General features: G+C 69.1%; 13 protein-coding genes. 6 read left to right on the top strand and 7 right to left on the bottom strand.

The annotated features are described in order from the left end of the window. Positions 1–78: 78 nt before the first annotated feature. Complete coding sequence (locus ACWGID_RS34705) at positions 79–1,608, bottom strand: MFS transporter (RefSeq protein WP_452203571.1); 1,530 nt, start codon at positions 1,606–1,608, stop codon at positions 79–81. A gap of 91 nt (positions 1,609–1,699) precedes the next feature. On the opposite strand from ACWGID_RS34705, the gene ACWGID_RS34700 reads away from it, so the two are divergent. The 5 genes from ACWGID_RS34700 (at position 1,700) to ACWGID_RS34680 (ending at position 6,199) form a co-directional block, all read left to right on the top strand. Continuing rightward, entirely contained in the window at positions 1,700–1,996 is a 297-nt protein-coding gene (locus ACWGID_RS34700) for a GNAT family N-acetyltransferase (protein WP_452203570.1), read from the top strand. Continuing rightward, a complete protein-coding gene (locus tag ACWGID_RS34695; RefSeq protein ID WP_452203569.1) occupies positions 1,993–2,523 on the top strand; it encodes a YbaK/EbsC family protein in 531 nt (176 codons plus the stop codon). The genes ACWGID_RS34700 and ACWGID_RS34695 overlap by 4 nt, the downstream gene beginning before the upstream one ends. 13 nt (positions 2,524–2,536) lie before the next feature. Further along, positions 2,537–4,105 (top strand): LuxR C-terminal-related transcriptional regulator, encoded by a 1,569-nt coding sequence (locus ACWGID_RS34690; RefSeq protein ID WP_452203568.1) that lies wholly within the window; start codon positions 2,537–2,539, stop codon positions 4,103–4,105. A gap of 72 nt (positions 4,106–4,177) precedes the next feature. Then, positions 4,178–5,275, top strand: a complete 1,098-nt coding sequence (locus ACWGID_RS34685; RefSeq protein WP_452203567.1) for a flavin-containing monooxygenase — start codon at positions 4,178–4,180, stop codon at positions 5,273–5,275. Positions 5,276–5,374: 99 nt separating this feature from the next. After that, positions 5,375–6,199, top strand: coding sequence for a helix-turn-helix domain-containing protein (locus ACWGID_RS34680; protein WP_452203574.1), 825 nt, complete (start codon positions 5,375–5,377; stop codon positions 6,197–6,199). Positions 6,200–6,203: 4 nt separating this feature from the next. Here the strand turns inward: ACWGID_RS34680 and ACWGID_RS34675 are convergent, their stop codons facing one another. Both ACWGID_RS34675 and ACWGID_RS34670 read right to left on the bottom strand, forming a co-directional pair. Further along, positions 6,204–6,635 carry an organic hydroperoxide resistance protein gene (locus ACWGID_RS34675; protein ID WP_452203566.1) on the bottom strand — a complete coding sequence of 144 codons (432 nt, stop codon included), beginning with the start codon at positions 6,633–6,635 and terminating at the stop codon, positions 6,204–6,206. 13 nt (positions 6,636–6,648) lie between these two features. Next, positions 6,649–7,602 carry a quinone oxidoreductase family protein gene (locus tag ACWGID_RS34670; RefSeq protein ID WP_452203565.1) on the bottom strand — a complete coding sequence of 318 codons (954 nt, stop codon included), beginning with the start codon at positions 7,600–7,602 and terminating at the stop codon, positions 6,649–6,651. Between the two features lie 50 nt (positions 7,603–7,652). Here ACWGID_RS34670 and ACWGID_RS34665 point away from each other — a divergent pair, with 50 nt between their 5' ends. Continuing rightward, entirely contained in the window at positions 7,653–8,312 is a 660-nt protein-coding gene (locus ACWGID_RS34665) for a TetR/AcrR family transcriptional regulator (RefSeq protein ID WP_452203564.1), read from the top strand. Here ACWGID_RS34665 and ACWGID_RS34660 read toward each other — a convergent pair. From ACWGID_RS34660 to ACWGID_RS34645, 4 genes are all read right to left on the bottom strand, one after another. Next, positions 8,296–9,042, bottom strand: a complete 747-nt coding sequence (locus ACWGID_RS34660; protein WP_452203563.1) for a sulfite exporter TauE/SafE family protein — start codon at positions 9,040–9,042, stop codon at positions 8,296–8,298. The genes ACWGID_RS34665 and ACWGID_RS34660 overlap by 17 nt on opposite strands. Before the next feature lie 216 nt (positions 9,043–9,258). Further along, positions 9,259–10,434 carry an SPFH domain-containing protein gene (locus ACWGID_RS34655; RefSeq protein WP_452203562.1) on the bottom strand — a complete coding sequence of 392 codons (1,176 nt, stop codon included), beginning with the start codon at positions 10,432–10,434 and terminating at the stop codon, positions 9,259–9,261. Between the two features lie 982 nt (positions 10,435–11,416). Beyond that, positions 11,417–11,932 (bottom strand): NfeD family protein, encoded by a 516-nt coding sequence (locus tag ACWGID_RS34650; RefSeq protein WP_452203561.1) that lies wholly within the window; start codon positions 11,930–11,932, stop codon positions 11,417–11,419. 106 nt (positions 11,933–12,038) lie between these two features. After that, positions 12,039–12,821, bottom strand: a complete 783-nt coding sequence (locus ACWGID_RS34645; protein ID WP_452203560.1) for an ABC transporter ATP-binding protein — start codon at positions 12,819–12,821, stop codon at positions 12,039–12,041. Between the last annotated feature and the right edge of the window lie 59 nt (positions 12,822–12,880).

Raw genomic sequence — 12,880 nt, 5'->3', positions numbered from 1 at the left:
GGTCTGAGGACCCAGCCCCCTAGCGAGCAGGTGCCCGTCGAGTGCCGCGTAGTAGGCGCAGGGTCCTCAGACCCCCTCTCAGGGTTCGCGGTCGGAAGGCCGATCGGTGCTCGGGATCCGGGGCGTCGTGCCCTGGAAACGGGTGGCGCCGGTCTTCGCGGACAGCGGGGTCGCGATGTTCTCCAGTGACTTGCCCTCGGCGTCGACCCCGAAGAACCAGGCGATCAGCCCGCCGGCCAGCATCACGGCCGCGCCGACGATGTATCCGACGGTCAGCGGCCCGCGCGCCGGGTTGTCGCCGCTGCCGATCAGCGAGGCGAACAGGAACGGCGCGATCACGCCACCGGTCAACTGCGAGATCGCGAAGAAGAACGAGATCGCCTGCCCGCGCAGCTCGATCGGGAAGATCTCGCTCACCGTCAGGTACGCCGAGGAGGCGCCGGCCGAGGCGAAGAAGAACACCACGCACCACAACCCGGTCAGCGACGCAGCGTTCAGTACGCCGGCGTTGAACAGCAGCGCGGTGATGAACAGCACGACCGCCGACAGCGCGTAGGTACCGAGGATCATCTTCCGTCGGCCGATGGTGTCGAACAGGTGACCGAGCAGCAGCGGACCGGCCAGGTTGCCGATCGCGAACGGGAAGAAGTAGAGCGCGACGCTGGAGTCGTTCAGGCCGAAGTACGACTTCAGGACCAGCGCGTAGGTGAAGAAGATCGCGTTGTAGAGGAACGCCTGCGTGACCATCATCGAGAAGCCGAGGAACGAGCGGCTGCGGTAGTCGCGCAGCATCACCCGGGCGATCTCGCGGTACGTCACCGGCGGGTAGTCGACCACCTCGATCGCCTCGTCGTCGGTGACGTCCCGCAACTCGCCGCCCCGGCGCCGGACCGTCGCCTCGATGTCGTCGACGGTGCGCTCGGCCTCCTCGACCCGGCCGTGCGTCATCAGCCAGCGCGGGCTCTCCGGGATGTGCCGGCGCAGGTAGATGATGAACAGCCCCATCACCGGGCCGATCAGGAAGCACAGCCGCCAGCCCCACTCGATCGGGACGATGTCCTTGTCCAGGAACACCAGCCCGACCGCGGAACCGATCAGCGCACCGCCCCAGTAGGTGCCGTTCACGCCGATGTCGACGCGTCCGCGGTACCGGGACGGGATCAGCTCGTCGATCGCGGAGTTGATCGCGGCGTACTCACCGCCGATACCCATTCCGGCGATGAACCGGAACACCAGCAGCGATCCGAGGTCCCAGGACAGACCGGCGGCGCCGGACGCGATCAGGTAGATCAGCAGCGTGACGATGAACAGACTGCGGCGCCCGAGCCGGTCGGTGAGCCGCCCGAACACCAGCGCGCCGACCACTTCACCGGCCAGGTAGATCGACGCCATCAGGCCGACCTCGGAGGTGGTCAGGTGCAGTGTCTCGGGCTCCTTGAGGACGTTCCCGACCAGCGAGACGAGCTGGATCTCGAGGCCGTCGAGGATCCAGGAGACGCCCAGACCGACGACGATCATCCAGTGGAACCGGGTCCACGGCAATCGGTCCATCCGGGCCGGTACCAGACTCCGCATCGCCTTGCCGTGCTCCAACGCGTGCTCGCTCATCCGTGCTCCTCCCACAACCTGGGCCTTCAAAGCCCGTACCCCACGGGTGACGATCCGCAAACCCTCGGTCACGGTGGCTACAGTTGCGGGCATGGAGAACGAGATCACGGTGGTGGACGCCAAGGAGCGCAGCCGCTACGAGGCGCACGACGCCGACGGCAACCTGATGGGCTTCGTCGACTACCGGTTGCACCCGGGTGTCATCAGCTTCCTGCACGCCGAGACGCTGCCGGACTTCCGCGGCCGTGGCGTGGCCGGGACGATCGCCACGAAGTCCCTCGACGACGCGCGCGCCCTCGGGCTGCGGGTGAAGCCGGCTTGCCCGTTCTACCAGAGCTTCCTCGAGGAGCACACCGAGTACGCCGACCTCGTGGGGCTGCCCAAGTGACCGCGCCGGTGATGGGCAAACTCGACTGGCAGCCGGCCGCCGACGTACCCGAGTTGCTCGCCGCGCCGACGCGGGACGCGCTCGGTGAGCTGCCGGCGTACGCGGCCCCGATCGACGCGGAGCTGGCCGACACCGCGGCGTTCTGCGCGGAGTACGACGTACCGATGGCGGCCTCGGCGAACTGTGTGATCGTGCTCGGCAAGCGAGCCGGCGAGGAGTCGTACGCCGCGGTGCTGGTGCTCGCGACCGACCGGGCGGATGTGAACGGCGTGATCCGCAAGCACCTCGGAGTACGGAAGATCTCGTTCGCCGCCCAGGATGACGCGGTCAGCACGACCGGCATGGAGTACGGCGGGATCACGCCGATCGGCCTGCCCGCGGACTGGCCGGTGCTGGTCGACGATGCGGTCGTCCAGGCCGGTCCAGTGGTGATCGGTAGCGGCATCCGCGGCTCGAAGGTGCTGCTGGACGGCGCCGAGCTCGCCAAGTTGCCGACCGCAACGGTGCTGGATCTGGCGCAACACTGAACGGTGACCGGGGATGGAGCAACACGATTGGCCCGCTGAGTACGCCGAGCTGACGGCGGCCGACCGGCGCGCCCCGCTGCCGCCCGCGGATCTGGACCGGCTCGCGGTCGCCGCCTTCGTCCTCGGTCACGACGACGAGGTCGCGGCGTACCGCGAACGGGCGCATGCCGAGCATCTCGCGCAGGGTGACGTGGTGGCGGCGATCCGCAGCGGCTTCTGGCTCGGGTTCCACCTCCAGCAGCGCGGCGAGCTCGCCCGAGCGGCGGGCTGGCAGGCGCGGATCGAGCGGCTGATCCCGGACGGCAGTCCACAACTCAGTGGGCTCGTCGCGATGGCCGGCGCTGCGTTGCTGATGAACTCCGGTGATGCCGCGACCGCGCTGCCCTTGTTCGAGCAGAACATGGCGTGGGCGGAGGAGCCGGACGCGATCGTGCTGGCCGCGCTCGGCCGCGGGAACTGCCTCGTGATGCTCGGCCGCGGCGCCGAGGCCCTCAAGGCGCTCGACGAGGCGATGGTCCACGTCACGGCCAGTCAGGTCGGTCCCGAGGTCGCCGGGATGGCGTACTGCTCGGTGATCGCCGTATGCATGAACCTGTACGACTTCCGCCGCGCCCAGGAATGGACGAAGGCGCTGACCGGCTGGTGCGACCAGCAGTCCGGCCTGGTCCCGTACCGCGGCGCGTGCCTGGTGCACCGCGCGCAGATCCTGCAGCTCCGCGGCGCCTGGTCGGCTGCGGCCGACGTGGCCGAGGAGGCCTGCCGCAGGTTGTCGGCGGGCACTGTCGGCTCGGCGTGGTACCGGCTCGCGGAGGTCGAGCGGCAACGTGGCCGGTACGCCGCCGCGGAGCGCGCGTACCTCGAGGCGGCGGCCGACGGGATGGATGTCCAGCCCGGGCTCGCGCTGCTGCGAGCATGGCAGGGCCGGGTGGATGTGGCGATCGCGGGCCTTGAGCGGGCGCTGGCCGAGGACGCGTTGGCGGCGAACCGGCCACTGCTGCTCGCGGCCCGCGTCGAGCTCGCGGTCCGGTCGAGCGATCGCGAGACGGCACGGAAGGCAGCTGCCGAGTTGAACGAGCTGGCTCGCGCGGATTCGCCGTACCTGCAGGCCTTGGCAGCGTACTGCGAGGGCGCGGCACGGATCGCGTGTGGTGATCCGCAGAGTGCGATCCCGTCGCTGCGCCGGGCGTGGACGCTGTGGCAGCGGCTCGAGATGCCGTTCGAAGGTGCGCAGACGCGACTGTTGGTGAGTCAGGCCTGCCGGGCGCTCGGTGACCACGACGCCGAGCAGATGGAGCTCGACGGCGCGCGAACCGTGTTCGAACGGCTCGGCGCGATCGAGCAACTGACCGCACTGGACCAGCTCGCACGGCCCTTCAACGGCACCGGGCTCACACCGCGAGAGGTCGAAGTACTGCGTGTGCTCGCGACCGGGGCCACCAACCGCGCGATTGCCGACGAACTGTTCCTCAGTGAGCGGACCGTTGCTCGCCACGTCAGCAACATCTTCGGGAAGCTGCGCGTCTCCAGCCGATCCGCGGCGACCGCGTGGGCGCTCCAGCACGGCGTCAATACGCAGAAATGACCACACGCTCCGGCCACGGTCGGCGTGAATGGTTGATGTGCCGCGGCGGCTCCCGGTCCTAACTTGAGAGCTATGGACATGGTCGGGACTGTGGTGATCGGAGCCGGGCAGGCCGGGCTCGCGATCGGGTACTACCTGCGACAAGCCGGTGCGGACTTCGTGATCCTCGACGGACACGAGCGGATCGGCGACTGCTGGCGCGTGCGCTACGACTCATTGCGGCTGTTCAGCCGGCCGCGGTACTCGAGTCTGCCGGGGCTCCGGATCGGCACCCGGGACTGCCCGAACCGCGACGAGATGGCGGACTACCTCGAGCAGTACGCGGCTCATCACGAGCTGCCCGTGCGCACCGGCGTGCACGTGACCCGGTTGACCCGCGACGACGACGGGTTCGTGGTGGAGACGACCGCCGGCGACTGGCGCGCCGAGCAAGTCGTCGTGGCGGCCGGGATGCACAGCGTCGCGCGCCGGCCCGCGTTCGCCGACGAGCTCGATCCCTCGATCCGGCAAGTGCACTCGCTGGACTACCGGAACACCGATCAGCTTGCGGACGGGACGGTGCTAATCGTTGGTGCGGCCAACTCTGGAACCGATATCGCACTGGAAGCCGTCGGCACGCACAAGACCTTGCTCGCCGGCAGGCACCCGGGCCAGGTGCCGGTCGACATCGACTCGACCGTCGGGCACCTCTTCACCCCGGTCGTGATGTTCCTGTTCAAGTACGTCCTCACCCGACGTACGCCGATGGGCCGCAAGGCGATCGCCAACGCGGTTCGGAACGGGCCGCCGTTGACGCGGAACAAACTCGAGCATCTCGACGCGGCCGGCATCGAACGGATCGGGCGGATCGAGGGCGTGCGCGACGGCTGGCCGGTGACCGCGGAGGGCGACGTACTCGACGACGTGCGGTCGGTGGTGTGGTGCACGGGTTCCGATCCGGACCACAGTTGGATCGACCTGCCGGTGTTCGACGAGAACGGTCGTCCGCGCCACGAGCGGGGCGTGTCGAGCGACGTACCCGGGCTGTACTTCCTCGGGCTGGACTTCCAGTACGCGATCGCCTCGGCGGCCGTCCAGGGCGTCGACCGGGACGCTCGCTTCCTCGTCAGACACGTGGGCCATCTCACTCCCCGGAGTGCCGATCGCGCGATACCCGTGGACAGGCGGTAGCATCCCGGGCTGAAATGGGTGCGTGGCTGGGCGTGGATCAGGGTGAGTGAGCAGAGCACGGTGAGTGGCGGCGATGGTGGGCCGACCGCGCTCCGGATCATGCTCGGTGGGCAGCTGCGGCGGATGCGTGAGTCCGCCGGGATCAGTCGTGCCGACGCGGGCTGGCAGATCCGGGCGTCGGAGTCCAAGGTCAGCAGGATGGAGCTCGGCCGGGTCGGGTTCAAGGAACGCGATGTCAGCGATCTGCTCGAGCTCTACGGCATGGACGACGACCCGGAACGCGACCGGTTGATGGAGCTGGCCCGGGCCGCCAACAACCCGGGCTGGTGGTCCCGGTACGGCGACGTGATGCCGAGCTGGTTCGCGAACTACGTCGGTCTCGAGGTCGCCGCGGCGCTGATCCGCACGTACGAGGTGATGTTCGTGCCCGGTCTGCTGCAGACCGAGGAGTACGCGCGGGCGATGGTCCAGCTCGGGAAGCAGCCGTTCCTGGAGAACCAGGAAGTCGACCAGCGGGTCGAGCTCCGGGTCACCCGGCAGCAGATCCTGACCCGGGCGAACCCGGCCCGGCTCTGGGTGGTCATCGACGAGTCGGTCCTGCACCGGCCGGTCGGTGGAAAGCGCGTACTACAGGCGCAGATCGAGCATCTGATCATGTGGTCGCAGCAGCCGAACATCACCTTGCAGGTGATGCCGTTCAGCAGCGTCGGGTACGCCGGAGCGGGCGGCGCGTTCAGCCTGCTGCGGTTCCCGGACGACGACCTGCCGGACATCGTCTACATCGAGCACGCCGCGAGCGCGCTGTACCTGGACAAGCTCGAAGAGGTCGACGAGTACGTCGCGATCATGGAAGGCCTGACGATCTCGGCGGCGCCGGTGTCCGCGACCGAGGGCCTCCTGAAAGAGGCCCTCGCGCAGCTCTGAGTTGTTAAGCGACCTTGAGGTCGACCTTGATGTTGCCGCGGGTGGCGTTCGAGTACGGGCAGACCTCGTGGGCCTTGGCGACGAGGTCCTCGGCGACCGGACGCTCCAGGCCGGGCAGGCTGACGACCAGCGCGACCTCGAGGCCGTAGCCGGCGCCGCCATTGATCGGGCCGATGCCGACCTCCGCGGTCACCGTCGAACCCTCAACGTCCAGACGGGCCTTGCGTGCCACGACCTTCAGCGCACTGTGGAAGCAGGCCGCGTAACCGGCCGCGAACAACTGCTCGGGGTTGGTGCCGTTGCCGGTGCCACCCATCTCGGCCGGCGGCGCGACCACGACGTCGAGCTTGCCGTCGCTCGTGGCGACCTTGCCGTCACGGCCGCCGTCGGCGGTGGCGCGGGCGGTGTACAGAACCTTCTCAACAGCGATCGTCATAGCTGGTTTTCTCCTAGCGAGTGGGGTCGAGCAGGAGCTTGCCGACGGTGCGGCGGGCTCGCATGTCTTCGTGGGCGGTGGCGACCTCGGACAGCGCGTACTCGCCACCGACGATCGGGCGGAGCATGCCGTTCGCGGTCAGGTCGAACAGTTCGGCGAGCGGGCCGCCGAGCAGCGCCGGGTTGGCGAAGCAGTCGGCGAGCCAGAAGCCGGCGATGGTCTTCGAGCCCTTCATCAATCGGCTCGGGTCGATCGGCGCGGCCTGCTCCCGGGACGCGGCGCCGAAGGTGACCAGTCGGCCGAACCGCGCGAGTGCCGCGAACGACTCGTCGAAGGTCGGTCCGCCGACCATCTCGAGCACGATGTCGACCGGCTTGCCGCCGTTCGCTGCGAGGATGCGGTCCTTCAGGCCTTCCGGCGTACCGTCGATGGCGGCGTCCGCACCGAGGTCCAGGACCTGCTTACGCTTCTCCTCGGTGGAGGCGGTCGCGATCACGCGGCCGGCGCCCCAGTGCTTGGCGAGTTGCACGGCCAGTGAGCCGACACCGCCGGCCCCGGCGTGCACGAGTACGGACTCTCCCTGCTGGAGGTTCGTGGAGGTCTTCAGGAGGTGCCACGCGGTGGTGCCTTGCAGTACGAGGGCGAGCGCCTGACCGTCGGTCACGCCGTCCGGCACGTCCCATGCGTACGGCGCGTGCGCGACGGTCTGCTCGGCGTACCCACCGGAGCCCACGAGCGCGACGACGCGGCGGCCGTCCGCGGTGCGCCCGACAACCTCACCACCCGGGATCAGCGGCAACTCCGTCTTCGACAGGTAGCTGTTCTCGACCTGGTGGGTGTCCGCGTAGTTGATGCCCGCGCGGTCGACCGCGATCAGCACCTGGCCGTCGCCGGCGACCGGCTCCGGGACATCGCTGATCTTCAGGACCTCGGGTCCGCCGAATTCGGTGATCTGAATGGCTCGCATACACCGTACTATACACTGTACGTTAGGACGATCGAAGGGAGTTGGGTCACATGGCGCGGACGCCGCGGAACACCCTGAGCGCCGACCTGATCGTGCGCACCGCACTGGAACTGATGGAGGCGAAGGGCACCGACGCGTTCAGCCTGCGTGGCGTCGCCGCCGAGCTCGGCGTCGGCCCGATGGCGCTCTACACGTACTTCCGGAACAAGGACGATCTGTACGACGCTGTGCGCGACCACCTGATGGCGCTGCTGCCCGCCGTACCGTCCGAAGCGGCGTGGCCGGACCAGGTGCGGGCGGTGTGCCGGTCGTTGCGGCTGCTAATGCTCCAGCACCCTTGCCTCGCACAACTACTCGCGGGACGGCCGCTGAGCGGGCACGAGACCGCGCGGGTCGCCGAGGGGTTGCTCGGCGTACTGCGGGCTGCTGGGTTCGACCCGGAGACGGCTACGCGGACGCATACGACGTTGTTCACGTACGTGCTGGGGTCGACGTCGTGGGAGATCCAGATGGCGGCGGAACGCCGGGACCCTGAGGCGTGGCGGCGCTTGCGGGCGTCGATGGAGTCGCTGTCGGCGCGGGAGTTCCCGTCGGTGGTCGAGCTGGCGCCGGAGCTGGCGCGGACCACCGGCGGCGACGAGCAGTTCGACTACGGGCTCGACCTGCTGCTTGCTGGCTTGGCTGGTCTTGCTGTCAGAACACCATCGTGACGATGGCGAGGATGCCGATGCAGACGATCAGGGCCCGGAGTGCGATCGGGGGCAGGCGGCGGCCGTAGCGGGCGCCGATGAAACCGCCGATCGTGGAGCCGACGGCGATCAGCGCCGCGGCGAGCCAGTCGATGTCATGGACGGCGATGAACAGGATCGCGGCGACCGAGTTCACCACCGTGGCCAGGACGTTCTTCAGGCCGTTCATCCGCTGCAGGTTGGAGTCCAGTCCGAGGCCGAGGATGGCCATCAACAGGACGCCCTGCGCGGCACCGAAGTACCCGCCGTAGACACCGGTGGCGAAGACCGCGGGAATCACCCACCAGGCGCCGCGGTGCAGGTGCGCCGGGGCGCTGATCCACTTCGACAGCCAGGGCTGGAACGCGACGAGCAGACAGCCGAGCAGGATCAGGACCGGTACGACGGCGTGGAACGCGGAATCGGGCAGCGTCAGCAGCAGCACTCCCCCGACGATGCCGCCGGCCAGTGACGCCGGGATCAGCCGCAGCATCCGGCCGCGCTGACCTTCGAGCTCGCGGCGGTAACCGATCGCACCCGCCGCCGTACCCGGTGCGAGGCCGACCGTGTTGCTGACGTTCGCGAGCACCGGCGGGATACCGACGGCGAGCAGCGCGGGGAACGTGAGCAGCGTGCCCGACCCCACCACGGCGTTGATCGTGCCTGCGCCCATCCCCGCCACCAGGACGAACAGCGCCTCGAACCATGTCATCGCTGACTGACTTTACGCACCTGATCCCGGTTCCCGCTCACCGGTCCGTCCGTTGAGAAGACAGTATGCGATCGACCCGTCGTCAATCGACAACACACAGCGAGGCCTCCCCGGGATGATCCGGGGAGGCCTCGTCAGCTTTCTCGGCGTTGCCGCGGCTCGGCTCAGTCGGCTGTGCAGCGGGTCGGCGTACCTGCTTGTGCTGTGGGGTGGATGTCAGCGCTGCGGCGGCTCGGCGGCCGGCGGCTCCTGCGGGGGCAGGTCCTGGCCCGGAGCCGGCGGCGGGACGGCCGGTGTGGACGGAGCCTGGCTGCGGCTGTTCACCGCGGCGGACTCGGCCGCCGCGATCGCCTCGCGGACCGCGTTGTCGGCCTCGGCCACCGCGGCCCCACCCGAGCCGTTGCCGACACCTGCGGCGTCCAGCTCGGGCACCTCGCCGTTCTGCAGCTCGGGCGCCTGCCAGTCGCCCTCGGCCTTCTGCGCGATGCCGGCCACCTGGCCGACCGCGCTGCCCAGACCCTTGAGCGCGTCGCCGATCTCGCTCGGCACGATCCACAGCTTGTTCGCGTCGCCCTGGGCGATCGACGGCAGCATCTGGAGGTACTGGTACGCGAGCAGGCCCTGGTCCGGCTTGCCGGCGTGGATCGCGTTGAACACCGTGGTGATGGCCTGCGCCTCACCCTGCGCCTTCAGGATCCGCGCCTGCCGCTCGGCCTCGGCGCGGAGAATCCGGGACTGCTTGTCACCTTCTGCGGTGAGGATCGCGGACTGCTTCTGACCTTCGGCCGATAGTACGGCGGACTGCCGCATACCTTCCGCGGTGAGGATCGCGGCGCGCTTGTCACGGTCCGCGCGCATCTGCTTCTCCATCGAGTCCTGGATCGACGGCGGCGGGTCGATCGAGCGCAGCTCGACCCGGTTCACCCGGATGCCCCACTTGCCGGTGGCCTCGTCCAGCACGTACCGGAGCTTCTCGTTGATCTCCTCACGCGACGTCAGCGTCTGCTCCAGGTCCATGCCACCGATGATGTTCCGCAGCGTGGTCATGGTCAGCTGCTCGATCGCCTGGATGTAGTTCGAGATCTCGTACGTCGCCCGGACCGGGTCGTTCACCTGGAAGTAGATGACCGAGTCGATCGACACCATCAGGTTGTCCTCGGTGATCACGCCCTGCGGCGGGAACGCGACGACCTGCTCGCGCATGTCGATGGTGTAGCGGACCTTGTCGACGAACGGGGTCAGCAGGTTCAGACCCGGCTGCAACCCGGTCTTGAACTTCCCGAACCGTTCGACGATCCCGACGGTCTGCTGCTGCACCACCCGGACAGACTTGATCAGTGTGACGATCACCAGTAAGGCGACCAATGCCAGCACTACAAGGAACGCGGTCACTTCGACCCTCCAGCTCGACAGAACCCTCAGGACGGACAGTCTTTCCTATGGACGGGCCATCCGACCTCCCGGTTCCCGGCGCGTCGCCTACCTGACCCCGCAGGCAAACCCCACACCACCGATACAACCGACACTACTGCGCCCCCGGCCCCACTCAACCGCCCCGCTTTCACCCGCCCTCCCCCACCGAACCGCGCGCTCTTCCCCGCCTCCCCAACCCCGCGCCCGCCCACCACAAGAACGGATAACCCCTCGACTCGGGGGTCCTCCCCTCTCACACCAACAGAGAACCCCCACCACCAGCGGATATCCGCCCGCGTGCTCCAGCCGCCGCCAGCGCACGCCCAAGCCGAAAACACGCCAGCACGCTGGCAACCACCCCACTTCAGTTTTGCCTCTGCAGGTCGTACGGCGGGACCTGAGACCCGCACTCGGGCCTCGGGACCTGCTATTCAGGTCCCCACCCCCGACAACATGTCCCAGCCCACCGACACACCCACCCGTCGCACAGCAAACCGCTCCGCACGCGCCACTCCCTGAACAGCCGCAAACGCCCCGCGCGCACATCACCCGCGACGCGTAAGCACCTCCCGCCGCGTGCTTACAACCGCTCGCCGCCGCGCAGGTCGCGCGCCGCACGCGCCCTCTGTACGCCGGCTCCCGCGTGCTCCGTGGCGAGCACCTCACGCCGCGCCGTTCGCCCCGCGGCACTCCCGCCGTACCACTCGAGCCGTTCGCCCCGCCGGCCCCGCGCAATCGCGCCGTACCCCCTCGTGCCGTAAGCCTGCGCCCTCGCGCAATCGCGCCGTACCCCTTGTGCCGGACGCCCCACGCCCTCGCGCCGCACGCTCCCGCCGTACTTCTCCTGCCGAGCACCCCGCTGGCGCACCTCGCCGCAGGCCGCCTGCTGCGCGGTTCGTGCCGAGGGTCTCGGCTCGTGTGGTTGCTGGTGGGGCGTGTGTTGGCGGGTTCGGGACGGGGGTTAGGGCTGGGGTGGGTCTGTTGGGTTTGGGGGGTCGGTGTCGAGTTGGTGGTGGAGGGGTTCGGCGACGGGGTAGACGACTGCGGTTGCGCCGTCGATCGACATCACCTCGACGCGGGTGCCGGGTGGGATGGTGGAGACCTCGTCGTACGGGCGGGCGGTCCAGAGTTCGCCGTTGAGGCGGACGGAGCCGCCGCCGTCGGGGTGGATCTCCTTGACCACGGTGCCGTTGCGGCCGATGACGTGGGCGGAGCCGGTCTTCAGTTCGGTGCCGTGATGGATCTTGCGGACCAGCAACGGACGGATCGCGGCCAGCATCGCGCCGGCGGTGATCAGCGCGACGACGATCTGCAGCCAGAGCAGGCCCGGGAAGAACGCCGCGACGCCCGCGGCGGTGAGCGCGCCGGCGGCCAGCATCAGCAGCGTGAAGTCGAGCGAGGCCAGCTCGGCCAGACCGAGGACGGCGGCGATCGTCAACCACGCCGCCCAGATGTTGTCCCGCAGCCAATCCATCATTTCCCAAGCCTATCCACGTTGGGGGCTTCCAGCAGATGTTGGACGCGCCCCACCCCCTCCCCGCTCCCCCCTTCCCCCGCTCCCACCCCACCGCGCGGGGTGGGAGTTAGAGGGCTTGGGCTGTGTAGCGGGCGTTTTGGTGGGTGAGGGTCAGGGGGAGGTCGAAGGTTTCGCTGAGGGTGGCTGCGGTGAGGGCCTCGTTCATGGGGCCGGCGGCGACTACTCGGCCTTGTTTGAGGAGGAGGGCGTGGGTGAAGCCGGGTGGGATTTCCTCGACGTGGTGGGTGACGAGGACCATCGCGGGGGCGCCGGGGGCGGTGGCGATCGAGCTGAGGGAGCGGACGAGTTGTTCGCGGCCGGTGAGGTCGAGGCCGGCGGCGGGTTCGTCCATGAGCATCAGTTCGGGGTCGGTCATCAGCGCGCGGGCGATCTGGACGCGCTTGCGTTCGCCCTCGGACAAAGTGCCGAACGTACGGTCCTGCAGATGCGCGATCCCGAGCTCGGCGAGCAGTGCGGCGGCGCGTTGGTGGTCGAGGTCGTCGTACTCCTCGATCCAGCGGCCGAGTACGGCGTACGACGCGGAGACCACCACGTCCGAGACGCGCTCGCTCTTCGGCAAGCGGTCGGCCAGTGCGGCGCTGGTGAGTCCGATGCGGGGGCGGAGCTCGAAGACGTCGACCGCGCCGAGTACCTCGCCGAGGAGGCCGGCGACGCCGTACGTCGGGTGCAGTTGGGCCGCGAGGATCTGCAGCAGCGTCGTCTTGCCGGCACCGTTGGGCCCGATCACCACCCACCGGTCGGTCTCGTCGATCGTCCAGTCGATCCCGTCGAGCAGACGCGCGTCCCCACGGACGACCGTCGCGCCGGCCAGCTCCACCACTGCAGTCATGCAGCAAAACCTAAGGGGTCGCCGTCGGCGGCCTGTCTCCGGGTGGTGAGAGACTTGCG

The sequence above is a fragment of the Kribbella sp. NPDC054772 genome, from assembly GCF_053611945.1.
This window is presented reverse-complemented; position numbering and strand designations above follow the sequence as displayed.